At 50.3% G+C, this 25,753-nt stretch carries 32 protein-coding genes; 15 read left to right on the forward strand and 17 right to left on the reverse strand.

Going from position 1 to position 25,753, the window contains the following annotated elements; translation table 11 throughout:
- Nucleotides 1–71: 71 nt before the first annotated feature.
- From rpsG to A7983_RS05185, 6 genes are all read right to left on the reverse strand, one after another.
- Complete coding sequence (gene rpsG / locus A7983_RS05160) at nucleotides 72–542, reverse strand: 30S ribosomal protein S7 (protein WP_005969574.1); 471 nt, start codon at nucleotides 540–542, stop codon at nucleotides 72–74.
- A 96-nt stretch (nucleotides 543–638) separates the two neighbouring features.
- Nucleotides 639–1,013 (reverse strand): 30S ribosomal protein S12, encoded by a 375-nt coding sequence (gene rpsL, locus A7983_RS05165; RefSeq protein WP_005969567.1) that lies wholly within the window; start codon nucleotides 1,011–1,013, stop codon nucleotides 639–641.
- 131 nt (nucleotides 1,014–1,144) lie between these two features.
- Complete coding sequence (tusB, locus tag A7983_RS05170; RefSeq protein ID WP_005969566.1) at nucleotides 1,145–1,432, reverse strand: sulfurtransferase complex subunit TusB; 288 nt, start codon at nucleotides 1,430–1,432, stop codon at nucleotides 1,145–1,147.
- Between the two features lie 18 nt (nucleotides 1,433–1,450).
- Nucleotides 1,451–1,810 carry a sulfurtransferase complex subunit TusC gene (tusC, locus tag A7983_RS05175; RefSeq protein ID WP_005969565.1) on the reverse strand — a complete coding sequence of 120 codons (360 nt, stop codon included), beginning with the start codon at nucleotides 1,808–1,810 and terminating at the stop codon, nucleotides 1,451–1,453.
- 9 nt (nucleotides 1,811–1,819) lie between these two features.
- Entirely contained in the window at nucleotides 1,820–2,209 is a 390-nt protein-coding gene (gene tusD / locus A7983_RS05180) for a sulfurtransferase complex subunit TusD (protein WP_005969563.1), read from the reverse strand.
- Nucleotides 2,209–2,931, reverse strand: coding sequence for a helix-turn-helix transcriptional regulator (locus A7983_RS05185; protein WP_005969561.1), 723 nt, complete (start codon nucleotides 2,929–2,931; stop codon nucleotides 2,209–2,211). Before A7983_RS05185 ends, tusD begins: the two co-directional genes overlap by 1 nt.
- A gap of 178 nt (nucleotides 2,932–3,109) precedes the next feature.
- Between A7983_RS05185 and eptA the strand changes: the two genes are divergently transcribed.
- From eptA to pmrB, 3 genes are read left to right on the forward strand one after another with little or no spacing between them, the layout of a single operon-like run.
- Nucleotides 3,110–4,756, forward strand: coding sequence for a phosphoethanolamine transferase EptA (eptA, locus tag A7983_RS05190; RefSeq protein WP_005969560.1), 1,647 nt, complete (start codon nucleotides 3,110–3,112; stop codon nucleotides 4,754–4,756).
- Nucleotides 4,753–5,421, forward strand: coding sequence for a two-component system response regulator PmrA (gene pmrA / locus A7983_RS05195; RefSeq protein WP_005969559.1), 669 nt, complete (start codon nucleotides 4,753–4,755; stop codon nucleotides 5,419–5,421). The genes eptA and pmrA overlap by 4 nt, the downstream gene beginning before the upstream one ends.
- Nucleotides 5,418–6,518, forward strand: coding sequence for a two-component system sensor histidine kinase PmrB (pmrB, locus tag A7983_RS05200; protein ID WP_005969557.1), 1,101 nt, complete (start codon nucleotides 5,418–5,420; stop codon nucleotides 6,516–6,518). Before pmrA ends, pmrB begins: the two co-directional genes overlap by 4 nt.
- 59 nt (nucleotides 6,519–6,577) lie before the next feature.
- On the opposite strand, the gene fkpA is transcribed toward pmrB, so the two are convergent.
- Nucleotides 6,578–7,396, reverse strand: coding sequence for an FKBP-type peptidyl-prolyl cis-trans isomerase (gene fkpA, locus A7983_RS05205; RefSeq protein ID WP_005969555.1), 819 nt, complete (start codon nucleotides 7,394–7,396; stop codon nucleotides 6,578–6,580).
- Between the two features lie 282 nt (nucleotides 7,397–7,678).
- Here fkpA and A7983_RS05210 point away from each other — a divergent pair, with 282 nt between their 5' ends.
- A complete protein-coding gene (locus A7983_RS05210; RefSeq protein WP_005969553.1) occupies nucleotides 7,679–7,897 on the forward strand; it encodes a protein SlyX in 219 nt (72 codons plus the stop codon).
- 103 nt (nucleotides 7,898–8,000) lie between these two features.
- Here A7983_RS05210 and A7983_RS05215 read toward each other — a convergent pair whose 3' ends face one another.
- Nucleotides 8,001–8,366, reverse strand: coding sequence for a winged helix-turn-helix transcriptional regulator (locus A7983_RS05215; protein ID WP_005969551.1), 366 nt, complete (start codon nucleotides 8,364–8,366; stop codon nucleotides 8,001–8,003).
- Nucleotides 8,367–8,457: 91 nt separating this feature from the next.
- On the opposite strand from A7983_RS05215, the gene A7983_RS05220 reads away from it, so the two are divergent.
- Nucleotides 8,458–8,784, forward strand: coding sequence for a nuclear transport factor 2 family protein (locus tag A7983_RS05220; protein WP_005969549.1), 327 nt, complete (start codon nucleotides 8,458–8,460; stop codon nucleotides 8,782–8,784).
- Nucleotides 8,784–9,563, forward strand: a complete 780-nt coding sequence (locus A7983_RS05225; protein WP_005969547.1) for an SDR family oxidoreductase — start codon at nucleotides 8,784–8,786, stop codon at nucleotides 9,561–9,563. The genes A7983_RS05220 and A7983_RS05225 overlap by 1 nt, the downstream gene beginning before the upstream one ends.
- 267 nt (nucleotides 9,564–9,830) lie before the next feature.
- Here A7983_RS05225 and slyD read toward each other — a convergent pair whose 3' ends face one another.
- The 4 genes from slyD to kefG form a co-directional block, all read right to left on the reverse strand.
- The gene (gene slyD, locus A7983_RS05230) at nucleotides 9,831–10,415 is read right to left on the reverse strand and encodes a peptidylprolyl isomerase (RefSeq protein ID WP_005969545.1); all 585 of its coding nucleotides are present in this window, start codon (nucleotides 10,413–10,415) and stop codon (nucleotides 9,831–9,833) included.
- Between the two features lie 120 nt (nucleotides 10,416–10,535).
- Complete coding sequence (locus A7983_RS05235) at nucleotides 10,536–10,730, reverse strand: YheV family putative zinc ribbon protein (RefSeq protein WP_005969543.1); 195 nt, start codon at nucleotides 10,728–10,730, stop codon at nucleotides 10,536–10,538.
- A 69-nt stretch (nucleotides 10,731–10,799) separates the two neighbouring features.
- Nucleotides 10,800–12,611, reverse strand: a complete 1,812-nt coding sequence (gene kefB / locus A7983_RS05240; protein WP_005969541.1) for a glutathione-regulated potassium-efflux system protein KefB — start codon at nucleotides 12,609–12,611, stop codon at nucleotides 10,800–10,802.
- 1 nt (nucleotide 12,612) lies between these two features.
- Nucleotides 12,613–13,164 carry a glutathione-regulated potassium-efflux system ancillary protein KefG gene (gene kefG, locus A7983_RS05245; RefSeq protein ID WP_005969540.1) on the reverse strand — a complete coding sequence of 184 codons (552 nt, stop codon included), beginning with the start codon at nucleotides 13,162–13,164 and terminating at the stop codon, nucleotides 12,613–12,615.
- Nucleotides 13,165–13,289: 125 nt separating this feature from the next.
- Here kefG and A7983_RS05250 point away from each other — a divergent pair, with 125 nt between their 5' ends.
- The gene (locus A7983_RS05250) at nucleotides 13,290–15,197 is read left to right on the forward strand and encodes an ABC transporter ATP-binding protein (RefSeq protein ID WP_005969538.1); all 1,908 of its coding nucleotides are present in this window, start codon (nucleotides 13,290–13,292) and stop codon (nucleotides 15,195–15,197) included.
- Nucleotides 15,198–15,263: 66 nt separating this feature from the next.
- Here the strand turns inward: A7983_RS05250 and A7983_RS05255 are convergent, their stop codons facing one another.
- Nucleotides 15,264–15,866 (reverse strand): LysE family translocator, encoded by a 603-nt coding sequence (locus A7983_RS05255; protein ID WP_005969536.1) that lies wholly within the window; start codon nucleotides 15,864–15,866, stop codon nucleotides 15,264–15,266.
- A 106-nt stretch (nucleotides 15,867–15,972) separates the two neighbouring features.
- Between A7983_RS05255 and A7983_RS05260 the strand changes: the two genes are divergently transcribed.
- From A7983_RS05260 to A7983_RS05270, 3 genes are all read left to right on the forward strand, one after another.
- Nucleotides 15,973–16,989 (forward strand): hydrolase, encoded by a 1,017-nt coding sequence (locus A7983_RS05260; protein ID WP_005969533.1) that lies wholly within the window; start codon nucleotides 15,973–15,975, stop codon nucleotides 16,987–16,989.
- Between the two features lies 1 nt (nucleotide 16,990).
- Nucleotides 16,991–17,227 carry a YheU family protein gene (locus A7983_RS05265; protein ID WP_005969531.1) on the forward strand — a complete coding sequence of 79 codons (237 nt, stop codon included), beginning with the start codon at nucleotides 16,991–16,993 and terminating at the stop codon, nucleotides 17,225–17,227.
- A 122-nt stretch (nucleotides 17,228–17,349) separates the two neighbouring features.
- The gene (locus tag A7983_RS05270) at nucleotides 17,350–18,219 is read left to right on the forward strand and encodes a phosphoribulokinase (protein ID WP_039478803.1); all 870 of its coding nucleotides are present in this window, start codon (nucleotides 17,350–17,352) and stop codon (nucleotides 18,217–18,219) included.
- Between the two features lie 162 nt (nucleotides 18,220–18,381).
- Here the strand turns inward: A7983_RS05270 and A7983_RS05275 are convergent, their stop codons facing one another.
- Nucleotides 18,382–18,789, reverse strand: coding sequence for an OsmC family protein (locus tag A7983_RS05275; RefSeq protein WP_005969525.1), 408 nt, complete (start codon nucleotides 18,787–18,789; stop codon nucleotides 18,382–18,384).
- Nucleotides 18,790–19,163: 374 nt separating this feature from the next.
- Between A7983_RS05275 and crp the strand changes: the two genes are divergently transcribed.
- Nucleotides 19,164–19,796: a cAMP-activated global transcriptional regulator CRP gene (crp, locus tag A7983_RS05280; protein WP_005969523.1), complete on the forward strand. Its 633-nt coding sequence runs from the start codon at nucleotides 19,164–19,166 to the stop codon at nucleotides 19,794–19,796.
- Nucleotides 19,797–19,904: 108 nt separating this feature from the next.
- Here crp and argD read toward each other — a convergent pair whose 3' ends face one another.
- Both argD and A7983_RS05290 read right to left on the reverse strand, forming a co-directional pair.
- Entirely contained in the window at nucleotides 19,905–21,131 is a 1,227-nt protein-coding gene (gene argD / locus A7983_RS05285) for a bifunctional acetylornithine/succinyldiaminopimelate transaminase (protein ID WP_005969519.1), read from the reverse strand.
- Nucleotides 21,132–21,251: 120 nt separating this feature from the next.
- A complete protein-coding gene (locus A7983_RS05290) occupies nucleotides 21,252–21,827 on the reverse strand; it encodes an aminodeoxychorismate synthase component II (RefSeq protein ID WP_005969517.1) in 576 nt (191 codons plus the stop codon).
- A gap of 334 nt (nucleotides 21,828–22,161) precedes the next feature.
- On the opposite strand from A7983_RS05290, the gene A7983_RS05295 reads away from it, so the two are divergent.
- From A7983_RS05295 to A7983_RS05305, 3 genes are all read left to right on the forward strand, one after another.
- Nucleotides 22,162–22,431 (forward strand): type II toxin-antitoxin system RelE/ParE family toxin, encoded by a 270-nt coding sequence (locus A7983_RS05295; RefSeq protein WP_005969515.1) that lies wholly within the window; start codon nucleotides 22,162–22,164, stop codon nucleotides 22,429–22,431.
- Nucleotides 22,415–22,738 (forward strand): helix-turn-helix domain-containing protein, encoded by a 324-nt coding sequence (locus tag A7983_RS05300; protein ID WP_005969512.1) that lies wholly within the window; start codon nucleotides 22,415–22,417, stop codon nucleotides 22,736–22,738. The genes A7983_RS05295 and A7983_RS05300 overlap by 17 nt, the downstream gene beginning before the upstream one ends.
- Before the next feature lie 218 nt (nucleotides 22,739–22,956).
- Nucleotides 22,957–23,436: a hypothetical protein gene (locus A7983_RS05305; RefSeq protein ID WP_005969510.1), complete on the forward strand. Its 480-nt coding sequence runs from the start codon at nucleotides 22,957–22,959 to the stop codon at nucleotides 23,434–23,436.
- Nucleotides 23,437–23,614: 178 nt separating this feature from the next.
- Here A7983_RS05305 and A7983_RS24800 read toward each other — a convergent pair whose 3' ends face one another.
- Nucleotides 23,615–23,827, reverse strand: a complete 213-nt coding sequence (locus A7983_RS24800; RefSeq protein WP_407670468.1) for a phage integrase central domain-containing protein — start codon at nucleotides 23,825–23,827, stop codon at nucleotides 23,615–23,617.
- Nucleotides 23,828–24,399: 572 nt separating this feature from the next.
- Between A7983_RS24800 and pelA the strand changes: the two genes are divergently transcribed.
- Nucleotides 24,400–25,524, forward strand: coding sequence for a pectate lyase PelA (gene pelA / locus A7983_RS05310; RefSeq protein WP_005969507.1), 1,125 nt, complete (start codon nucleotides 24,400–24,402; stop codon nucleotides 25,522–25,524).
- Nucleotides 25,525–25,753: the final 229 nt, after the last annotated feature.

Raw genomic sequence — 25,753 nt, forward strand, 5'->3', positions numbered from 1 at the left:
TCAATTTAGTTAACCCAAGCGGGTTGGCTATTTTTAGCGCCCGCTTGGTTAGCATGACTACAACGAAGGGATTACCAACGGTAGTGAGCGAACGCCTTGTTAGCTTCGGCCATACGGTGAACGTCTTCACGTTTCTTAACAGCAGTACCTTTGTTTTCTGCTGCATCAGAAAGTTCGTTCGCCAGGCGCAGAGCCATAGATTTATCACCGCGTTTACGAGCAGCTTCTACGATCCAACGCATTGCCAGCGCATTACGACGAACCGGACGGACTTCTACTGGTACCTGATAAGTAGAACCACCAACGCGGCGCGACTTAACTTCGACAGTCGGGCGAACGTTGTCCAGAGCTACTTCAAAAGCTTCCAGATGGCCTTTACCAGAACGCTGAGCCAGGGTCTCCAGCGCGGTATAGACGATTGCTTCAGCAGTAGATTTTTTACCATCTACCATCAGGATGTTTACAAATTTGGCCAGCAGTTCTGATCCGAACTTAGGATCCGGCAGAATTTTACGTTGACCAATGACGCGACGACGTGGCATGGAAATACTCCGTTGTTAATTCAGGATTGTCCAAAACTCTACGAGTTTAGTTTGACATTTAAGTTAAAACGTTTGGCCTTACTTAACGAAGAACCATTAAGCCTTTGGCTTCTTCACGCCGTATTTGGAACGGGATTGCTTACGGTCTTTAACACCTGAGCAGTCCAGCGCGCCACGAACGGTGTGGTAACGCACACCAGGCAGGTCTTTAACACGACCGCCACGGATCAGGATCACGGAGTGCTCCTGCAGGTTATGACCTTCACCGCCGATATAGGAGGTAACTTCAAAACCGTTAGTTAAACGAACACGACATACTTTACGCAGTGCAGAGTTCGGTTTTTTAGGGGTGGTAGTATATACACGGGTACATACGCCACGTTTCTGCGGGCATGCTTCCAGCGCCGGAACGTTGCTTTTAGCAGCCTTCAGGGAGCGTGGTTTGCGTACCAGCTGGTTAATTGTTGCCATTAAAAAAGCTCCTGGGTTTTGCTTCGTAAACACGTAATAAATCGCCTCATGTTTGCGCAAGGCAAAGTATGAGGACGCAGAATTTTAGGGCTGGCAGTGGAAGGAGTCAAGAAATATACAAAAAATCGGCGTTACCACGCGAGTTGCTGAGGGTGTTCCACTGTCAGTTGAACAAATTCATTATAGTCAATGAGAGCCACATCGTTTGAAATTTGTTCAGTCATGCCTCTTGCCTCAGTGTCAGGTCGGAGCACATAGAGAGACACCGCTGAAGCAAGAAGGCGGTGAATAATGTCTCCACCAGCCAGTGCAGCAATCACACCATCTTGTAGTAAGACCAAAGCATCACCCTCGTCCACACTACGCAAAAGCGTATCCAGGTCAGCGTGATAAGGAGAACTTGAGAGCGTATGTAGCATAAATGGAGAGGCCCGCAGCTAGAATGAAAGGATGGAATGATAATCGGCCAGCTTGCTACGCCATGCTTCTGGCGCTAACAACTCCACATCCAAAACCCAGTCCGTATCTACACTCAACCCGCGCTGACGCACGGAAGTCTCGCACAGATAGCAACATTCGATATCGTACAACGGCAGCACACCAAACGTGGCGATGTAATTACGCATCAGAATCTTTTCCGGCTGTTGGTGCGGCAGAAGTTGGAGAACGCCATCGCCAACAAAAAATACGCCAATCTCTTCCGTCAGTGCTGACATCGCCAATAGCGCATCCAGCCCTTCTCGCCCGGACGCACTCCCATGCGGAGAATGCGTAAAAACAAATGCGACTCGCTTCATAACGCTACCTTAAAACTGAATAACCCGATCGCAGGTCAACACCGATTGCGCTAACTCACCCAGTCCGCTCAGAATAAAACCGGGTTGCAGGTTCGCTCCCACAAGGCGGAGTTGGGCAGCTTGCTGAGCGTCGGCAACGCCTCGGCGCAGCGCGGCAGCGACACACACATTCAGCGCCACCTGATGCGTTGCCCCCAGCTGTTGCCAGCCACGTACAAGATCAAATTCATCATTAGCTGGTGATGTTAGTTGGTTGGCATTCAGCACGCCTTCCCGATAGAAGAACACACTTTTCAGCCTGTGTCCCTCAGCTAACAGCGCCTGCGCAAACTGCAATGCACTGCTCGCTTGCTGTGTGCCGTAAGCCGGGCCGGTCACCAGCAAACAATAACTCAGCATCAACGCTCATGTCCGCTGAAGTCGCCACTTTTGAATTGGCGAATATAAAGATAAACCGTGTGTTTGGAAATATTCAGACGTTCAGCGACCTGGTTGATAGCGTCTTTAATATCGAAGATGCCTTTCTCGTACAGGCTCAGGACGATTTGGCGGTTTTTGGCATTATTAGAGACGTTGCGGTCCGCATTGACTTCCTCAATGGAAAATTCCAGCGTTTGTGCAACCAGATCGTCAACGGATGATGCGAAGTTGACGGAAGAGGCGACGTCATGCGTTTCAGGTGGAATAAAAGTCTGCACGATCTGAGAGAAAGGTACGTCCAGATTCATGTTGATACACAGCAACCCAATCACGCGCTGATCGCGATTACGGATCGCAATCGTCACTGATTTCATCAACACGCCGCTTTTTGCACGGGTAAAATAGGCTTTCGACACGCTGCTATCTTCACCAGCCATGTCATGCAGCATACGCAATGCCAGATCCGTAATCGGCGAGCCAATCTTCCTGCCAGTATGTTCCCCGTTCGCAATACGCACAGCGGAACATTTAAGATCCTCAAGCGAGTGCAACACAATCTCACAATGCTCGCCAATCAACATGGCCAAACCATCAACCACCGCTTCATACGATTTCAGGATCTCATAATCCGTTTGACTGAACGGCCGTTCATCCAGTAAATCAAGCTCATAAGATTCGCCAGATACAAGCGAATTAGACATGGCACACACCACCCTCAACGTCATTTATTTATTTTGTATTGACAGGGGACATAGTCTAGCAAATGTCCACACTCTCGTCCCTGAATTTCACGGGCCCCCTCTTAAGGTTGTATTAATTTAACCCCGCTAGAGTCTGCGTCTTCTTTCCTCTCCATAATGGAAATCACGAGAGACGTGTATGAAAAATCCAATACCGATGGGCAGGCCACACCTGAACAGCATCACGTTTGTGCTGATATTTTCTGCCTTTATTACTCTGGCCCAGAACATCGCCTACTACCGTCAGGCGCTGCAACTGCTGGATATGACCGACTGGATCACTATCCTCTTCTTTCTCAGCATGCCTGTGGTGATTTTCGCGGTGCTGAATATTATTTTCACGCTGCTGGCAGCCCCTTATCTACGTAAGGCCGTCATTGTTTTCTTCTTACTGTCCGGCGCCGCCGCGCAATACTTTATGCTGAACTACGGCATCATCATTGACCGAACCATGATCCAAAATATCGTCGAGACAACGGCCAGCGAATCCTTTTCGCTGCTTACGCCACAACTTGTCGCCTGGGTATTCTTTCTTGGCGTCATCCCCGCCGCGCTCGCCATCTGGATAAAAATAAAGCCCGCCAAGCCGACGACCCTCTATATTGGCCTGCGCGTTCTCAGCGTCATTATTTCGTTATTCGCTATTTTATCTATCGCGGCCTTCTTTTATAAAGATTACGCCTCGTTCATGCGTAATAACAAAGAGTTGGTAAAAGCGATTACGCCCAGCAATATTGTGGCAGCCAGCTTGTCCTACCATAAACATAACGCGCTGGCTAATTTACCTCTGGAACAGATTGGTCTGGATGCCCACAAGGCTTCGCCACCGTCCCCAATGGCAAAAAAGAATCTGGTTATTCTGGTAGTTGGAGAGACATCCCGAGCGCAAAATTTTTCGCTGGGAGGCTATGAGAAGGAAACCAACCCGCTACTGGCAAAAGCCAACGTAGTTTATTTTGAAAACACGTCATCATGCGGCACATCAACGGGCGTTTCCGTTCCCTGCATGTTTTCCAATATGCCGCGCCAAAGCTTTAATGGCGATTTAGCCAGCCATCAGGAAGGGCTGCTAGACATATTACAACGTGCAAAAGTTAACGTGCTCTGGCAGGAAAATGACGGCGGCTGCAAAGATGCCTGTACCCGTGTACCAACGGTTGATGTGACATCGCTGAAACTACCAGGGCTATGCACCAACGGCGAGTGCCACGATGAAGCATTATTCCACGGCGTAGAAGACTATATTAACAAGCTCGATAACGATGGGATTATCGTATTACATACGATAGGCAGCCACGGCCCAAGCTATTACCAGCGCTACCCTGACTCATTTAAGAAATTTACTCCAACCTGTGATACCAATCAGATTCAAACCTGTACGCAGGAAGCACTGACTAACACGTATGACAACACGATCCTGTATGTCGATTTTTTTCTGGATAAGACGATCAATTTACTGAAACAGCATCAGGATAAATTTAATACTTCACTGGTTTACCTATCTGACCACGGCGAGTCGTTAGGTGAGAACGGAATCTATCTGCACAGCATGCCCTACTCTATTGCGCCCAAGCAGCAAACACATGTGCCGATGTTGATTTGGTTATCAACGGGTTACCAGCAGCAACAGGCGATTCAGGACACCTGTCTGCGTCAGAGTGCGAAGCAGCAGGATTACTCGCAAGATAATCTTTTCCATACCATACTGGGGATGTTTACTATCGCTACGAAAGAATATCAGCCCCAGCTTGATATCCTTCAGCCGTGCAGGGATAAGGCAACATGAAATTATTGATTGTTGAAGACGATAAGTTGCTGCAGGAAGGATTATTATTGGCGCTGAGTCATGAAGGCTATGCCTGCGATTGCGCAGGCACGGCCAAAGAAGCAGATGCGCTCATCGGCAGCGCACATTACAGTCTGGTGATCCTCGATCTTGGCCTACCGGATGACGACGGACTAACCCTGCTATCACGCTGGCGTAAGAATAATTACCAGCATCCCGTACTCATCCTAACCGCGCGGGATAAGGTCAACGATCGCGTCAGCGGGTTGGATGTCGGCGCGGACGATTACCTCGCCAAGCCTTTTGCGCTGACAGAATTACAGGCGCGAGTGCGCGCGTTGATTCGCCGCAATCAGGGATCGAGCAACAGCAAGATACAGGTCGACAACATTACGTTGGATTTAAACAACCAGCAGGTACTGCTGGACGAAAAACCGGTAGTGCTGACGCCCAAAGAGTTTGCGATACTTTCCCGCCTAGTGTTGAAAGCCGGTTCTCAGGTGCACCGTGAGCTTCTCCATCAGGATATTTATGCCTGGAACGACGACCCGTCATCGAATTCGCTTGAGGTACATATCCACAATCTGCGCCAAAAGATAGGGAAAGACCGGATCCGGACCCTGCGAGGCTTTGGCTACCTGTTGACCAAAGGGGAGCAACCATGAAGGGCGACGCCGAAGCCGTCACCAGCATGCGTCGCCGTTTGGTGCTGGCACTGGGCGGCATTCTCCTCGTCTGCCAGATGATCAGCGTATTCTGGCTCTGGCACGAAAGCGAAGAACAGATCGGCCTGCTGGTTGATAAATCCCTGAGCGCCACTGCTCAAAATATGCAGATCGATCAAGAAATTAATGAGGCTATCGCCTCTCTCAGCATCCCAAGTCTGGTGATGGTCATCCTGACATTGCTCATGTGCTTTCAGGCAGTCAGTTGGATTACCCGCCCGCTTTCCCGTCTTCAGGAAGAGTTGCAGGATCGCACGGCCGAAAATCTGGAACCGCTGCCACAACAGAGTGATATTAAAGAAGTCGCGGCTGTCACCCATACCATCAACCAGCTTTTTCAACGTCTGGACGAGACGTTGAAACGCGACAGGCAATTTACTGCCGATGTCGCCCATGAGTTACGAACCCCGCTCGCGGGTATCCGGCTACACCTTGAGCTACATCAGCAGCAACATCAAATAGATTGCAGTTCACTCATCAAACGCATTGATAAAATGGTGAAAACGGTGGAACAGCTCTTGCTGCTTGCGCGTGTCGGACAAGAATTTTCGGCAGGCCACCACGAGAATGTTGCATTCCTGAAAGACGTCATTTTTCCTATGCAGGATGAACTGGCCGAAATGCTGCAAAAGCGCCAACAGACGCTGAAATGGGTATTACCGCAGGAAGATATCATTCTGCCCGGTGATGCCACGTTACTTCAGCTACTGTTACGTAATTTGGTAGAAAATGCCTATCGCTATAGCCCGGAAGCAAGCCAGATTACCGTGAGCCTTAACACCCGACAACATGTTGAACTACAGATCGAAGATGAAGGGCAAGGTATAGATGAAAGCAAAGTGGGTGAATTAAGTAAGGCGTTTGTTCGCATGGACAGTCGCTATGGCGGTATCGGCCTTGGGCTTAGCATCGTGACGCGCATTGCTCAGTTGCACAATGGGAAATTTTTCCTCAATAATCGGTCACAAGGCTCCGGTGCTATCGCACGGATAGTGCTAACCACACCTGACGACGCCCAAATGCCGCTTGAAGAGTAAAAAAGAACAAAAAAAACCGCAGGACAATGCCTGCGGTCATAGCACCATAATAACGACGCTTATTTAGCGGTTTTCTCTGCGGCGGCTGGTTTTTCAGCTTTCGCATCATCTGCGGCTTTCAGGTCAGCTTCAGATTTAATGTCCAACAGCTCAACGTCAAACACCAGCGTAGAGTTAGCCGGAATGCCAGGCACACCGTTTTCACCATAGGCCAGCGCTGGTGGGATAGCCAGCTTGATTTTGCCGCCTTTCTTAACGTGCTTCAGACCTTCAGTCCAACCTGGGATGACGCCGTCCAGACGGAAAGAAAGCGGTTCGCCACGTGTGTAGGAGTTGTCGAACTCGCTACCGTCAACCAGCGTACCTTTGTAGTTAACGACTACGGTATCGCTGTCTTTCGGTGCGTTGCCGCTACCTTCTTTCTCAACCTGGTACAGAAGGCCAGATGCCGTTTTCTTCACGCCTTTTTCTTTGGCGAAGGTTTCAAGATACTTGGTGCCTTTGTCCGCATTATCTTTCGTATCTTGCTTCATCTTGGCTTCAGCAGCAGCTTTCACTTTGCCTTCAAAACCTTGCAGCGTTTTCTCAATTTCTTCGTCAGTCAACTTGCTCTTGTCAGCAAACGCATCTTGCACACCAGCAATCAACTGATCTTTATCCAGTTTGATGCCCAATTTTTCCTGCTCTTTCAGGGAGTTATCCATATAACGCCCTAAAGAAGCACCTAACGCGTAAGCCGCTGCCTGCTCATCGCTTTTGAATTTGGCTGCCGCAGTATTATCAGATGCCTGCGCCTTGTCTGCCGCCAGAACCTGACCTGCGTTCAGAGCCAGAGCCATCGTTGTTGCTAACAGCGTTACTTTAAACAGTGATTTCATCCATTTCTCCAGCATCTGGAGCGACGCGCTCCAGCCATCATTAAAATAAATTCGCGCCTACTATAACTGTGCGGACGAAGACAACACAACGACGCACTCGACAATCCTTTGATAAAAAACGTCAGGAAGCTTTTCCGACATCATTTGTATCGCCCTAAGGCCATCTGGCAACGATATGCCCCATTTCGGATACTGCATTGCGCCCTACTGCGACCGTTTTTACTACCAGAAGTTTCCGCTTTCTGACAAACTTGCAGGTAACAAGAAGTAAGGGGAATACCGATGTCACCATCAGCACTTGAAGAACGGCTTGAACAGTTGGAAAGCCGACAGGCCTTTCAGGAATTAACCATAGAAGACCTTAACCAAACGGTTATTCAACACGAGCGAGAAATTAGTCGCCTGCGTGAGCACGTTCGTCTACTCACCGACAGACTGCGCAACCAGCAAACGTCGCTCGTCGCACCACAGTCGGAAGAAACGCCACCGCCGCATTACTGAGGGTGTAGCGCGTTCTCCAATACCGAGACGATGCAGCGAGATCTGGCGCAACATTCGAAGCGCTCAGTCCTAATGGCAAAGCGGATCGTCGATCCACCAAGCATCAGTCGATGGCCTGCTCGTCCTCTGCGCCCTTCGAAAGGAAATCGTCGCGCTGTTCTGCCCATTTCAGCATTGCATCCAGAGCGGGGCACAAGGCTTGCCCCCATTCTGTGAGCCGGTATTCAACCTTGGGCGGCACCTGAGGATACAGCTTCCTTGAAACGATGCCATCAGCCTCTAGTTGCCGCAACTGCTGAGCCAGCATCTTCTGGGAAATGCCCGGAATCAACCTTTCTAAGTCCGAATAGCGTTGTACTTTTCCATCGAAAAGGTGGAAAAGAATGATGAGCTTCCAGCGGCCTTCAAGCAGTCGAATTACTTCTTCCACGCCAAGTGCAGCGGTGGCTGGTGTGTATACTTTCCTCATAACTCAGTAACTTACTTTTTTGTGCGTTCTTGATAAATAGATAGTCTATGGTGAAAATATCTGTACGGCAAACTATAGCGAGAACACGCTTATGTCCTTTTCACTACCAAGCTCTGTTTCTACCTATTTCGAAATCAGCAACGGCTCAGACATTGCTCAAATAGTCCACTGCTTCACGCAGGATGCCGTCGTCGTTGACGAAGGCCAGATATACCGAGGTCATGATGCCATCCAGTCCTGGCTGCTTGAGACTCAGAAAAAATTTGAGTACACCGTTGAGCTTGTCAGCGTGACCCAAGATGGCGATCGTTTATCAGCCACCGCCAATGTTGTTGGCAACTTCCCCGGTAGCCCTGTCCAGCTAGACCATCTGTTTGATCTGGCAGGCGGCAAGATCACGTTACTGGAGATTGTCTGATGTCCATGCGCATGGAATTACAAGACAAACGCGTCCTTGTGACAGCAGGCACCAAGGGGATCGGCAAAGCTGTCGTTGGTTTGTTTCGCGAACTCGGAGCAAAAGTGCTCACAACCGCACGAGAGCAGCCAACCGATAAATCGGCAGACATCTTTGTTGCTGCCGACCTGATGACGGTCGAAGGCTGCAACGTGGTGGCAAATGCAGTCATTGCCAACTTTGGAAGCGTGGACATCATCATCCATGTCCTGGGTGGCTCAACGGCACCAGGAGGAGGCTTCGCAGCATTGGGAGAAGACGAATGGCAGCGCGAACTGAATCTCAATTTGTTGCCTGCCGTTCGCCTGGATCGTGTATTGCTGCCTGGCATGCTGGCGCAAGGTTCTGGCGTTATCGTTCACGTCACATCAATCCAGCGTGAACTCCCTTTACCTGAATCGACTACCGCTTATGCCGCCGCGAAGGCTGCGCTTTCGACATACAGTAAAAGCCTATCGAAAGAAGTGTCACCTCAAGGTGTTCGCGTCGTTCGAGTGGCGCCAGGGTGGGTTGAAACAGAAGCATCGGTTGCTCTGGCAGAGCGGATCGCCTTGCAGGCTGGAACTGACTATGAGGGCGGCAAGCAAATCATCATGAATTCGCTTGGAGGTATTCCATTGGGTCGACCGTCGAGGCCGATTGAGGTAGCCAATCTCATTGCCTTCCTGGCATCGCCACTCGCCGCAACGATCACAGGGACAGAGCACGTGATTGATGGCGGTACGATTCCAACCGTATAGGCAACATGAAAAATGACAGGCAATACAGAGCCAAAGCCCCGTTACCCGATGTGCGTGGGCCGAAGTAGGCTGGCTGATATTGCGCCGATGACCGCCACCTAGGCTGGGCTTGTTACTCAGCAAGGAATAGCCCTATGAACTTGGCTCACGGCGCCTTAACTGTCGGTGTGGCATGGGCAAAAGATTTGGCTGCGCTGATGCTATCTTGAAATAAAAAACCTCAGGTGATATTCATCAACCTGAGGTTTTTTTATGCGCTACGACCGATTAGTGGCAACCACATCCACCGTGGCCGCCGCAGCCGCCTTTACCGTGTTGGTGATCATGGTCATGATCGTGGTCATGGCCGTGACCGCCACAGCAGCCGTCGCCGTGTTCATGATCGTGTTCGCCATGAACGTGACCGTGCGCCAATTCTTCTTCCGTCGCTTCGCGAATCGCAATGACTTCAACATGGAAGCTCAGGTTTTGGCCTGCCAGCATGTGGTTACCGTCGACAACAACGTGGTCGTCTTCAACTTCGGTGATTTCAACCGGAACTGGACCCTGATCGGTTTCAGCCAGAAAACGCATGCCAACTTGCAATTCGTCAACGCCCATAAAGACATCTTTCGGTACGCGTTGAACCAGATTCTCGTCATAGTTGCCGTAAGCGTCGTTGGAACCAATGTTCACATCAAACGTTTCGCCAGCTTCACGGCCTTCCAACGCGGTTTCCAGACCTGAAATCAGGGAACCGTGACCATGCAGATAGTCCAACGGCGCGCTCACCGGAGACTCATCAACCAAAACACCGTCTTCTGTACGTACCTGATAGGCCAGGCTGACCACCAGATCTTTTGCTACTTTCATGATATCTCCTACCGTTGGAAATCAAACTGGCGCAAATTGTAGCTGAAAAATGTCCCTATGTACCGTCTGGAATCAAAAAACGTCAACGGTTGGTGACAATGCCACCATGACACTCATCCCTCATTCTGGCCGGAAGATCCCGATAATATCGCTAGCCTGCGGGGCGGGTGCCGTCGTGGGTTCATCTGCCCGACTCTGGCGATATCCGCACTTTACGCACACCACCACCTCAACGTCATCTTCTCGTCCAACCGCTAGCGTGTCCTGAGCCTGACACGTCGGGCACACCGCCCCGGCAATAAAGCGTTTACGCATACTCGCTCCCATTACTCTCCGTTCTAAAATCTAGAACCTGGAATCTATTCTACTAGGCGTTATTTATTCTTACTCGTCGTCCTCATCCCACACACTTGGCCGGCGGCGCTCACGCAGCATTTCGCGCTGGAAAATATCCTCCAGCTCACGGCGCGCCTCTTTTACACGAGAAATCTGCGCGACATCCCCCGTCAGTTGCGGCACCAGTTCACGCAGCATACGCATATCGAGACGGCGAAAATGCTGTTGTGCACGCATCGCCTGATGAGGATGCATACCGAGGGTTACCAGCGTTTTACGTCCTAGCTCCAGCGCACTGGAAAAGGTTTCGCGCGAGAAATGTTTCACACCGGTTTGCAGCAACTCATGGGCTTCAACACGACCACGCGCCCGTGCCAGAATCTCCAAATTCGGAAAATGCTGTTGGCACAGATGCACTATTTCCATCGTATCTTCCGGCGTATTACAGGTAATCACAATCGATCGTGCTTTGTCCGCGCCCGCCGAACGCAGCAACTCCAGCTCCGTGGCATCGCCATAATAAACCTTATAGCCATAGCTGCGCATCAGGCTAACGGCGCTGATATCCCGTTCAAGAACTGTGATCCGCATTTTGTTCGCCATTAATAAACGACTGATCACCTGCCCGAAACGTCCGAAACCCACCACAATCACCTGCGGTTCGTCATCCTCGACATAGGGTTTCTCATCTGGCACATCCTGCACGTTATAGCGACGCGCTAAAATGCGGTCGATCGCCTGCATCAGCAGCGGCGTCGTCATCATCGATAACGTCACAGTCACCAGCAACAGCGGCAGTTGCTCACCTTTCAATACGTTAAATGACGCCGCCGCGGAAAACAGCACAAAAGCAAACTCGCCGCCCTGACTCAGCACGCCGGCAAACTGCAAACGCTCGGAGCGGCGCATTCGGTTAATCCGTGCAAGGAAGTAAAGTACAGCCGCTTTCACCGCCACCAGCACCAATACCGCAACCATAATTTTCACGATGTGGGTGTAGAGAATACCGAGGTTCAGCGCCATTCCTACAGAGATAAAGAACAGGCCTAGCAGCAAACCTTTGAACGGTTCAATCGCAATTTCCAGCTCATGTCGATATTCACTTTCCGCCAGCAGAATCCCGGCGATAAAAGTGCCTAACGCCATAGAAAGCCCTAATGCTTCCATAAACAGCGCAGAACCCAGCACCAGCAACAACGCGGCGGCTGTGAACACTTCGCGCACGCCGGATGCCGCAATAAAACGAAACAGCGGACGCACCAGATAGCGACCACCGATTAGCATGCCGAGAAACGCAGCGACCTTCAGTCCGATCCGTTCCCAATCGCCGAAATCCCCCTGCACACCAGCCAGAATGGGAATCAGCGCCAGCGCGGGAATCACCGCCAGATCCTGAAACAGCAGGACAGAAAAGCCAAGCTGACCGGACTCACTGCGGTTCATGCCTTTCTCACGCATCAGTTGCAGTGCCATGGCCGTTGACGACATCGCTAGCCCCACGCCGCCAATCAGCGCTGACTGCCATGAAAAGTCCGTTAGATATAATGCCCCACCGAGAATCAGCGCACTCAAGCCAACCTGAGCCGCCCCAACGCCAAAGATCGAACGGCGCAGCGTCCAGAGCTTTGCCGGATTCAGCTCCAGACCGATGATGAACATCAGGAAAACCACGCCCAGCTCAGAGAAGTGCAGGATGGCGTCCACGTCGCGAATAAAGCCGAGCCCCCAAGGGCCAATGGCGATCCCGGCGATCAAATAGCCCAATACGGCACCAATTCCTAATCGGGCAGCGATCGGTACAGCTACTACCGCAACAAACAAAAACAAGACTCCGGCGGTCAGTAGCGCGGAACTCTCCATATCAGCGTTCCTCTTCAGATAAAGGGGAGGATAACCATTCGCCGTAGGCTCTGGCATGGCTTGATAACACATCGGGCTGTAAACGACGTGCCCAGTACACAATCATCGGGCGCATCCAATGCATACGGCACATGCCAGCCGTCAGTTCAAACGGGCGTAGCAAATCATCCATGGGGTAACGGTTGTTACCATCAACATGGTAAGCGTCTTCCGGTTCACCGGTCGTAATCACTGAACGCCAGTATTTCCCCGCCAGCGCATTCCCGCCAATCCCATTGGCAAAACCACGGGATAACACCCTATCGAGCCACTCTTTCAGTAACGCAGGGCAGCTATAGGTATAAAACGGGTGTTGGAAAACAATGATCTGATGCTCACGCAGCAACTGTTGTTCGTGATGAATATCGATAAAAAAATCAGGATAGTGTGCGTAAAGATCGTGCACGGTTACATTCGCCAACTGCTGCGCCGGTTGCAATAGGACCCGGTTCGCTACCGAGTCCTGTGGTTCCGGATGGGCATACAGCAGCAAAATTTTCGGTGGCTGCGACATCATTCCCCTCCAAAGCGTCGTCATGATAATCGTTTTCCGTTACCATGCAGCGCAACGACTAAAAACAGGACACCGCGTGTCCTGATATGTCCATAATTTAACATACTCTGAACATACGGCGCTTTATGATTGTTTTCTCTTCGCTGCAAATTCGACGTGGTGTACGCGTTCTAATCGACAACGCGACAGCAACGGTTAATCCCGGCCAGAAAGTCGGTCTGGTTGGCAAGAACGGCTGTGGTAAATCTACGCTGCTGTCATTACTGAAAGGTGAAATCAGCGCCGATGGCGGTAGCGCGACATTTCCGCAAAACTGGTCACTGGCCTGGGTCAACCAGGAAACACCAGCATTGGGCAAACCGGCGCTGGACTATGTGATTGACGGCGACCGCGAGTTTCGCCAGTTGGAAGCCGCGTTACAAACCGCCAACGAAGAGAACGACGGCAACGCCATTGCCACACTGCACGGCAAACTGGATGCGATTCAGGCCTGGACGATACAAGCGAGAGCGTCAAGCCTGCTCAGCGGACTCGGGTTTTCTCAGCCACAGTTGCAACAGCCTGTCAGCGCCTTTTCCGGCGGCTGGAGGATGCGTCTGAATCTGGCACAGGCGCTGATTTGCCGTTCCGATCTGCTGTTGCTGGATGAACCGACCAACCACCTCGATTTGGATGCGGTAATCTGGCTGGAGAAGTGGCTGAAAAACTACGCCGGCACGCTGGTACTGATCTCGCACGACCGTGATTTCCTCGATCCGGTAGTGACTAAAATTCTGCACATCGAACAGCAGTCGCTCAACGAGTACACCGGCAACTACTCCTCGTTTGAACGCCAGCGCGCCACCCGTCTCGCACAACAGCAATCGCTCTATGAGCATCAGCAGGAACGTGTCGCGCATCTGCAACACTATATTGACAGGTTTCGTGCGCAAGCAACCAAAGCCAAGCAGGCCCAAAGCCGGATAAAAATGCTGGAACGCATGGAGATGATTGCACCAGCGCATGTCGATAACCCTTTCCGCTTCAGTTTTCGCGCCCCGGAGTCGTTACCCAATCCACTCATGAAGATGGAAAAGGTCAGCGCTGGCTACAACGACAAGCTGATTCTCGAGTCCATCAAGCTCAATTTAGTGCCGGGTTCCCGCATCGGGCTGCTCGGCCATAACGGCGCGGGTAAATCCACGCTGATCAAGCTGCTTGCTGGCACGCTTGCTCCACTGAAAGGGGAAATTGGACTCGCGAAAGGCGTTAAGCTCGGTTATTTCGCTCAGCATCAGTTAGAGTTTCTACGTGCGGACGAGTCACCCTTGCAACATCTGGTACGTCTGGCAGAACGGGAAACGGAACAGCAACTGCGCGACTACCTCGGCGGCTTCGGTTTTCAGGGCGATAAGGTCACCGAAATTACCGAGCGCTTCTCCGGTGGTGAAAAAGCCCGTCTGGTGTTGGCGCTGATCGTCTGGCAGCGTCCGAATCTCCTGCTGCTCGATGAACCGACCAACCACCTCGATCTGGATATGCGTCAGGCATTGACCGAAGCGTTAATCGATTTTGAAGGCGCGCTGGTTGTCGTCTCGCACGATCGACACCTGATCCGTTCTACCACCGACGATCTCTATCTGGTACACGATCAGAAAGTAGAGCCGTTCGATGGCGATTTAGAAGATTACCAACAGTGGCTGGTCGGCCTGCAACGTCAGGAAAATGCGGCCGATGAAGCGCCCAAAGAGAATGCAGCCAACAGTGCGCAGGGTAGAAAAGATCAGAAACGTCGTGAAGCCGAATTGAGAACACAAACTCAGCCGCTGCGTAAACAGATAACCAAGCTTGAGCAGCAGATGGAAAAGCTGGGTGAAACGCTGGCAGCGCTTGAAGCCCGACTGGCGGACAGTGCAATCTACGATATCAGCCGTAAGGCCGAACTCACTGACTGCCTGCAACAACAAACCAAAGTAAAAATCGAGCTAGAAGAAACAGAACTGTCCTGGCTGGATGCGCAGGAACAGTTAGAGCAGATGATGCAGAGCGAATGAATCTGGTCTCTCTCACCGGAAAGGCGTCGCGAGCGAAAAACCGCTCGCGACTTTATCAAACCAGCACTAATGCCAAATCAACAGCACGCAGGCGGCGGTCAGCAGCCCCATTGACACATTGAAGATAATCCACGCTTTCTTACTGCGCAGCAGTCGCCCAATCATCGTACCAAACCCGAGCCAGATGACGCCGGAAACCAAATTCACCAGCACAATGCCGATGCTTATCGCGATCACCGAATGGTTATAGCCTTCACCCGCCAGACTAAAACTGGCAACCGCGCCCAGCGCCATCAGCCACGCTTTTGGGTTCAGGAATTGTAGTAACCACCCTTGATAAAGCCGGATCGGCTGGGGCGGAGCAACGGACGTTTCCAGCCGTTCGTAAGCCGCCGTGGCGATTTTCCACGCCAGCCAGAGCAGGTAAGCACTACCGAGGACTTTCAGGATAAAATGCAGCGAAGGGTAAATCAGAATCAAACCGCCGACGCCGAATGCCACCAGCAGCAAAATACTCTGCATCCCCAGCATGATGCCGACCATCAACCACAGTGAACGCATAAAGCCAAAATTCGCGCCCGAGGTCGTCAACAGCATATTATTCGGCCCCGGCGTGATAGCCGCTACCCACAGAAAACCCAACATCGAAAGAAATAAACTCAGTTCCATTATTTGTGGGCGCTCCTGACCCAAATGTCGTACCAACTGGCAGCATTGAAGCTAACAGTGTGATATTGATCGTACAAGAGCCGACAACAAGATTTTCATATCCTTTATGCATGACCATTTTCGTCCGCTAAGCGGTGCCCATAATCCGCATCTGCAAACGCTATTACCGCGCCTGATTCGGCGTCACGCGCAGTTCTCGCCAGTCTGGCAGCCGCTTGAATTACCCGACGGCGATTTTGTCGATCTGGCGTGGAGCGAAGCGCCCGAGCAGGCTAAGCATAAACCGCGCGTGGTGCTGTTTCACGGATTGGAAGGCAGTTTTCATAGTCCCTATGCCCACGGCCTGCTGCATGCCTGCAAACAGCGTGGCTGGCTGGCCGTCATCATGCATTTTCGCGGGTGCAGCGGTAAGCCCAACCGGATGAAGCGTATTTATCACTCCGGTGAAACCAGCGATGCCAGCTATTTTCTGCATTGGATGCAAGAGACGCTGGGCGGGGCTCCTACCGCCGCCATCGGCGTTTCTCTCGGCGGCAACATGCTGGCCTACCTGCTCGGTCAGCAGGGCGAAGCCTGTTCCCTGTCCGCCGCCGCCATCGTTTCCGCCCCCTTAATGCTCGAGCCCTGTAGCCGTCGGATGGAACAAGGTTTCTCGCGCGTCTATCAGCACTACCTGCTGCGTCTGTTGAAACAAAACGCCGGCCGCAAGCTGGCAGCCTACCCAGACACGCTGCCGATTCAGTTGCCGCAGTTGAAGCGAATCCGTCAGTTACGCGAGTTTGATGACGTCATTACCTCACGTATCCACGGCTTTCGCGATGCGGCTGACTACTATCGACGCTGTAGTGCTCTGCCGCTATTGCCTAAAATACGCAAACCGCTGCTGATCATCCACGCAAAAGACGATCCTTTCATGACGCCGGAGGTGATTCCCGATCTGTCGCAGTTACCGTCTAATATTGAGTATCAGCTAACGGAACATGGTGGGCACGTCGGCTTCGTAAGTGGTACGTTATTGAAACCGGAAATGTGGCTGGAACAGCGCATTCCCAACTGGCTTAGCCCATTTTTGGACCACGCCACCGATTCTTCTTCAGGAACCCTTTTTACTCAGGAAACATAGCGTGATTATTCCCTGGCAACAGCTCGATCCAGAAACGCTGGATAACATCATCGAATCGTTCGTGCTGCGCGAAGGCACTGACTACGGCGAACAGGAGCGCTCGTTGGCACAGAAAGTGGAAGATATCCGCAGCCAACTCCAATCGGGCGACGTAGTTTTGGTGTGGTCTGAGTTACATGAAACTCTCAATATTATGCCACGCGGCCAGCTCAATGCAGGAGGGCATGCCCCTTATTGATCATGGCGAAAGGCGTGAAAGAGCGCGCCAAACATGCTAACAATGGGAACCATTACGTCTTTTTTGAGGATGCACGCAGGCTTCAGCCTATGTGGCATCGCGATCATGGAGTCACGCGCCTTATGTCACATCAGCATCCGATTATTGCGGTTACCGGCTCCAGCGGAGCAGGTACCACGACAACCAGTCTGGCCTTTCGTAAGATTTTCCAGCAGTTTGATCTACGCGCAGCCCAGTTGGAAGGCGACAGCTTTCACCGCTATACCCGCCCGGAAATGGACATGGCAATCCGCAAAGCGCGTGATTTAGGGCGACACATCAGCTATTTCGGCCCGGAAGCGAATGATTTCAGCCTGCTGGAACAATCGTTTATCGAATATGGCCTGCATGGGCGCGGCCAGACGCGGAAATACCTGCATACCTACGATGAAGCGATCCCCTATAATCAGGTTCCCGGAACATTCACACCGTGGGAACCGATGCCGGAACCCACCGATATCCTGTTCTATGAAGGGCTGCACGGCGGCGTAGTCACCGAACAAAATGACGTGGCACAGCATGTGGATTTGCTCGTCGGCGTGGTGCCAATCGTCAACCTGGAGTGGATTCAAAAGCTGATTCGTGACGTCAATGAACGTGGCCATTCACGTGAAGCGGTGATGGATTCCGTTGTCCGCTCCATGGAAGACTACATCACCTACATCACGCCGCAGTTCTCTCGCACCCATATCAACTTCCAGCGCGTGCCTACCGTGGACACCTCTAACCCGTTTGCCGCCAAGTCGATTCCGTCACTGGACGAAAGCTTCGTCGTCATTCACTTTCAGGGGTTGGATAATATAGATTATCCCTATCTGCTCGCTATGCTGCAGGGTTCGTTTATCTCCCACATCAACACGTTGGTCGTTCCCGGCGGGAAAATGGGGCTGGCGATGGAGCTCATCATGGCACCGCTGGTGCAGCGACTGATAGAAGGGAAAGCCATCGAATGAGCAAAGCTGGGCACGGTAACACGAGCCAAGAGAATAATGCCGATCGTTTAAGCATCGAGATACACGAGCCGGCCACAGGGGTGAGGCCTCCTGCGGGAACCTCCTCTGTGTTTCCCCTAATAGCGGGCTTAAGTGATCAGCATTAGTGCCTCAAGAAAAAGATTATGCCAGCACTCTAATTTCGTGGCTGTGCGTCACCTCAACGGCTTTGCCCAGCATCAATGCCACAGAGCAGTATTTTTCCGCTGACAGGGCAACCGCCCGCTCGACGACTTTATCGGTCAATCCTTTCCCCGTCACAATAAAATGCAGATTGATATGGGTAAATAAACGCGGCGCTTCAGAGCGGCGTTCCGACGTCAATTTCACCTCACAATCCGCCACATCATTACGGCCCTTTTGCAGAATCGATACCACATCAATCGCGCTGCATCCTCCTACGGACATCAACACCATTTCCATCGGACTGGGCGCTTTATCGCCAGAATTACCATCCATCAATATCTGATGTCCTGATGCCGATTCGCCCAAAAACGTTAAGCCTTCAACCCATTTTACCCGAGCCTGCATGATGCCTCTCCACTAAAAATTTTTTGAAAATTTATATCGTTACTGTACAAAAACCAGCGTTAATCAGAGCTTTGTCATGCTGAAGCGAGACAACACAAGACACATCATTAAAGCTGTGTTAAAACAAAAATAGAATAGACCTTTTCTGGACAAACCCAGAAACGAAGAAGATGATGACGTAGCCAGACATACCCAGCCACGTTTACGGTGCGGCAAGGTAGCAGCCGGAAAATCAAGGGTACAGTGGTTCCAGTATATTCCCTGACGTCATTCTGCCTAGACTGAATTTTATTTTTTTAGCAGTTAAACACGCCGTACAGGGAACTCTGACCCCTGTAATTTGCGCAGTGAATTACAACAGAGGATGATAGCGAATGGTTCTCGGCAAACCGCAGACAGACCCAACTCTCGAATGGTTCCTTTCCCATTGTCATATCCACAAGTATCCATCGAAGAGCACGCTGATTCACCAAGGTGAAAAAGCAGAAACGCTTTACTACATCGTGAAAGGCTCTGTCGCAGTGCTAATCAAAGATGAAGAAGGCAAGGAAATGATTCTTTCCTACCTCAATCAGGGCGATTTTATTGGTGAGCTCGGCCTGTTTGAAGAAGGTCAGGAGCGCAGTGCTTGGGTTCGGGCAAAAACCGCCTGTGAAGTGGCTGAAATTTCATACAAAAAATTCCGCCAGCTCATTCAGGTTAACCCGGACATCCTCATGCGCCTGTCTGCGCAAATGGCAAACAGACTTCAGGTAACCTCAGAAAAAGTCGGCAACCTCGCCTTCCTTGATGTGACTGGCCGTATCGCCCAAACATTACTCAACCTGGCCAAACAACCTGATGCCATGACACATCCAGATGGCATGCAAATTAAAATTACCCGTCAGGAAATTGGGCAAATCGTTGGCTGCTCGCGTGAAACCGTGGGCCGCATTCTGAAAATGTTAGAAGACCAGAATCTGATCTCTGCACACGGTAAAACGATCGTCGTTTACGGCACTCGCTAAATCCCTGTCGCAGTACTACCCTACCAATAAAAAAGCGTGAAGCCTCGGCCTCACGCTTTTTTTATCGCACAATGCGTACAAAACGGTTTATCACAAAATATCGTGAACTCAGTTCGCGGTATCAACCACTTGAGCGACCGCTTTGGCGAATTTCGCCATCCCCTGCACAATATCATCTTCATCAATGATCAAAGACGGCACAAAACGAATGACGTTCGGCCCCGCCATCAACACCATAAGCCCCTGTGCCGTTGCGGCAGCCAGAAATTCGCCCGCACGACCATGCCACTGCGGTTTCAGCTCTGCACCCAACAGCAGCCCCATACCACGTACCTGATCAAATACGCTGTACTGCTGGTTGATTCTCTCCAGTTCACTAACAAAGCGATCGTGACGATCCGCTACGCCCGACAGCACTTCTGGCGTATTGATGATATCCAGCGCGGCTTCAGCGACCGCACAAGCTAGCGGATTGCCACCATAGGTCGTTCCGTGTACCCCAACCGTCATGGCTGATGCAATCTCTTCCGTCGTCAGCATCGCGCTAATCGGGAAACCACCACCCAGCGCTTTCGCGGTAGTGAGGATATCTGGCGTAATGCCATAGTGCATATAGCTGAATAATTTACCGGTACGCCCCATCCCACTCTGTACTTCATCAAACACTAGCAGCGCTTTATGTTGATCGCACAAGTCACGAACGCCCTGCAAAAATTCAGGCGTAGCCGGGGTAATGCCGCCTTCACCCTGAATTGGTTCCAGCACGACCGCGCAGGTGTGATCGTCCATCACCGCTTTAACAGCAGCAAGATCGTTGAACGGAACGTGCACGATATCCGCAGGTTTAGGCCCGAAGCCATCGGCATATTTAGGCTGTCCGCCAACCGAAACGGTGAACAGCGTCCGGCCATGAAATGCATTGTAGAAGGCGATGATCTTGGTTTTATACGGGCTATGGCGTTTAACCGCATAGTGACGCGCCAGCTTAAATGCGGCTTCGTTAGCCTCTGCACCAGAGTTAACAAAGAACACACGATCGGCAAAAGTGGCATCGATCAGCTTACTGGCGAGGCGTAGCGCAGGTTCATTAGTGAAAATATTGCTGGTATGCCACAGTTTTTCGCCCTGTTGATGTAGGGCATTAACTAGCGCCGGGTGGCAGTGACCGAGCGCCGTGACGGCGATGCCACCGGAGAAATCGATATATTCTCGGCCGTCCTGATCCCAAACGCGGCTCCCCTTACCTTTCACGGGTACAAACTTCGCGGGTGCATAAACCGGCAAAATAACTTTATCGTGGGTATCCCGTGTCACTGCTTTCTGCTCTGCTGCCATTTGCTGCCTCACTCTGCTGTCCATTACGTCAGAAATGAAAATATAGTCAATAAATATGCATAAAAAATCAATTACAGGCAATATTAAATCAGCCGATGAAGAGAATAACTTTCTATGCGATTAAATTTTAAGGAAATTGTCCAAAAGCTGATGCCCTTGCTGGCTGAGAATGCTCTCCGGGTGAAACTGCACCCCCTCCAGCGGCAACACGCGATGGCGGATCCCCATAATCTCGTCACGTTTCCCTTCATATTCGCTCCAGGCGGTAACCTCAAAGCAATCGGGTAGCGACGCGGGGTCAATGATGAGCGAATGATAGCGGGTAACCGTCAAAGGCTGGGTCAACCCGGTGAAAACGCCCGTATCGTTGTGTGCAATCGCTGAGGTTTTGCCATGCATCACCTGTCGCGCCCGCACCACACACGCGCCAAACGCCTGTCCCATCGCCTGATGGCCAAGACATACGCCCAAAATAGGCAATTTACCAGCAAAGTGACGTATAGCCGCCAGTGAAATACCCGCCTCATCTGGCGTACAGGGGCCCGGAGAAATTACCAACCGCTCGGGCGCAAGCTGCTCAATCTCGTGCAGCGTCAGTTCATCATTACGCTTCACCACGACTTGTGCGCCAAGCTCACAAAAGTACTGGTAAAGGTTGTAGGTAAAGGAGTCGTAGTTATCGATAATTAGCAGCATAAATTAGTTAACTTATTGATAAATAATAAACATGTTATTTGATTTTTCTTTTCATACCCGCACTAATACCCGCAATTTTTTTGATACATTCTTATGGGCTAAAGCGATAAAGGCCATTGTACCTGCCTCCAGCATGAAAGGGATGACAAGAAATTGACCTCACTGGTCACTCGTATCATCCCGATACTGGAAACATTGGTAGCTGTCATCGACGGCAGTGTTTCACGGTCACAAATACGACAAAGTTTTGCAGACTTCAAGCGCTTTGACTCTGCCAGAAAAGCGAATAATCTAGCACCAGGTTCTACAGTGAAGGTTACAGGATGTCGACCTGATGCGTGTATGCAAAGCCAAATGGTTCACTAAGGAGGCTAAATCCCACGCCATCAAGAATAGCGAGTTATGTGAAGCTATTGAGGTGGTGATACAAGGGAAAGCTGACGATCTCGGCTGCGGCGTTTATAAGAAGCGGCTGAACCAGAATCGCGAACTGGCCGGATTCCGCGCGTTGGCGAAGCACTACGCAACCCTTGCCGATGAAAAGATTACGGTACTGATTAAGAGTAAAGAACTGGTGGAGATTTGTCATGACCGCAAAAAGTAAATTCAAGAGTCCTGCATTTGAGGCTATTCACAGCGCGGCTTCTGAATTATTCAGCGTCGACGCTATTCCACAGGAAGCGATGCGCAACTTTGATAAAGTATGTCTCAACAGCGTGGACGATCTTCAACCTTTTGAGATTAAGGCGCTACGTGAAAAATTGAACGTCAGCCAGTCAGTTTTCGCCGGCTACCTGAACACCAGTGTTTCGACGGTACAGAAATGGGAAAGCGGCGTAAAACGCCCCAGCGGGTTGTCACTGAAACTGCTCACCGTGGTGCGAAAACATGGGTTGAAGGTATTGGTTTGAAGGTGCTGGTTTGATTTATCGGACGGGTTGTTTTGGGAGGTAGATTGACGGTCTGTTATGTGCCCAGGAGCGGGCTTTATGGTGGTTGTCAGTGGGAGGTATTTCAGCAGAATGAGACTTCTTTAAGTACGACCATTGTTTATACAGTCACAAACTATTGAATCTGGCTACGGTCGGCGTTACCGACTAACAAAAGAAAGGATGCAGGAGCTCGAAATATGCGTACTCATCAACAGAACAAGTCTCGTAAACTGTATCGCAGCGTCAACACGACTACGCGGCATCATTCTAATAATCCAGGTGCTGAGTATCGCTGGGAACGCAATCGTAAAAAAGTTGGAGATGATCTACTGGCAAAGCGCGGGACAATGCGTGGCCAGCAGAAGCGCGGCCGGGACTACACGCCATTATTTTACTTTCTCATCAAACAGGCTGGAAAACCGTGGGATGAAATATTCAGCGAAGTATGTGGACGTCTTGATACCACCGAGCCTGTATTCTGGTTGGTCGCGCTACATGAGCATCAGCGAAGAGATTTAGTCTGCATTGGCGAAAGTAGTTTTTATCCGGGTCTATTTGTTGATGAAAATGGAATCCTTCAACAGGTAAACCCTTCGATTTCGGGAAAGGACGTTAAGGTTACTTGCCGTTGCTGCACACACACTTACATTGGTGAGCCTGTGCCCTGGATGGATTGAGTGACGACACTTCTTGCCCTGCCACAGGTGCACCTGCCATTAATCAATTTTGAGAGCGATTGTTAACTTCCATTCCTCGCCCATAGCAGACGTGTTATTCATGGGCCTGTCTGTACCTTGTTACGTTCAGTATGAGCAAGCTGGCGTCCAATCACATCAGGGAGGTATCCCATTTCATTTAAAATAGTTGATGCCGTAGCACGAAAACCGTGCGCGGAAAAACCAATGCTGTCCTTGCCATTGCCTGACCAGCCGCCGCCTCCGCCCCTCGCCCTTCGATACGTTTAATAATCTCAAGCAGGTGAGCTGCTTTAACACTTTTGATCGCCAATTTGCCAATGGTGGGGAATACATCGGCAGCAAAGACAAAAGGCTCACCATCCCTGCGCAATAAATTAGTGTAATAATAATTACATCGATCACAAATGATTTATTTCCACAATAAATAACTTTATTAATAGGTAATATTTATTATTCCTTCCCTGTAGAACGCTATTTTCATGAAATTATTTTTAACAAAAAAAACAATAACTAAAAATACCTCATGAATTAATTACGTTTTTTAAGTTTGGCAGGTTAATTCACAAGGCCAATCTTTCTAATTGGTATTTATTTTTAACTTTTGACGGCGATCACAATTGCTTCACAATGAATAACGCTTACGTAATAAACGAATAAAAATAAAGAATCCAGATCGAAAAATAAAACATAAACAATTGAATTTAAAGTATTTAAAAAGAAATCAGTTTCTATTTTAAGATAATGAACACAAATCCTCTCAGTTGTCCTCTGTTATTTAATTAATATATTTAACGCCCCATCTTGTATTGTTTATTTTTTCTGTTAACACTTAGCTCGGCTTTATAGACAACCTTAATTTCATTTTTGTTGAAACAGCCATTTTATTACACAGGGTGTGTAGTGATAAATACCCAAAAAATTCTACGTCAAGGAGAGTACACAATGAAATACCTACTGCCTTCTGCAGCCGCTGGGCTGTTGCTGCTCGCAGCCCAACCGACAATGGCGGCAAACACGGGAGGTTATGCCACCACTGACGGCGGCGATGTTTCCGGCGCGGTGAAGAAAACCGCACGTTCTCTGCAAGAAATCATTAATCTCATCGAAGAAGCGCAACTGGATTCTAAAGGTAAGAAAGTCAAAGGCGGCGCCTATCCGCTCGTCATCACCTATAACGGTAATGAAGATGCATTGATCAAAGCGGCTGAAGCCAATATCTGTGGCCAATGGAGCAAAGATCCGCGCGGTGTAGAAATCAAAGAGTTTACCAAGGGGCTCACCATCCTTGGTACCAACGGCTCTTCCGCCAACTTCGGTATCTGGCTGGTTAACTCTTCCAACGTTGTCGTGCGTAACATGCGCTTCGGCTATATGCCGGGTGGCGCAAAAGATGGCGATGCCGTCCGTATCGACAATTCACCGAACGTCTGGATCGACCACAACGAGATCTTCGCTAAGAATTTCGAATGCGCTGGTACGCCAGACAACGACACCACTTTTGAATCGGCTGTCGATATCAAGAAAGGGTCAACCAACGTCACCGTATCGTACAACTATATCCACGGCGTGAAAAAGGTAGGTTTGAGCGGTTCAAGCAACACGGACACCGGTCGTAACCTGACTTACCATCACAATATTTACAGCGATGTTAACTCACGTCTGCCGCTGCAACGTGGTGGTCAGGTACATGCTTATAACAACCTGTATGACGGCATCAAAAGCTCAGGCTTTAACGTCCGCCAGAAAGGGATTGCACTGATCGAAAGCAACTGGTTCGAAAATGCACTCAACCCAGTAACTGCACGTAATGACGATTCCAACTTCGGTACCTGGGAACTGCGTAACAACAACATTACCAGCCCGTCTGATTTTGCTAAATACAAGATCACCTGGGGTAAACCGTCCACACCGCACATCAATGCGGATGACTGGAAGAGCACTGGCAAATTCCCTGCCGTTCCGTATAACTATTCCCCTGTTTCCGCACAGTGCGTGAAGGATAAACTGGCGAACTATGCTGGCGTAGGTAAAAACCAGGCAGTACTGACAGCAGCCAACTGTAAATAAACGCGTTAATCCCGGCGTATTCACTCTACGCCGGGTTCTCTCTGAGCGAGCTATTTTGACTCGCTCATTTTTTACGCTACATAGCGACTAATAATAATTATTTCTTAGCAAACTAAAATTCAATATAAAATCAGCCCATAGCAAAAACAAAACTGAATATGCTTGTGATATTATATTTTGACTTAAGATGAAATTTTACGTTAGTCGCAGAAATAACCACAAGAAAGTA

The sequence above is a fragment of the Pectobacterium wasabiae CFBP 3304 genome, from assembly GCF_001742185.1.
In the GTDB taxonomy this organism is placed as follows: Bacteria; Pseudomonadota; Gammaproteobacteria; order Enterobacterales; family Enterobacteriaceae; genus Pectobacterium; species Pectobacterium wasabiae.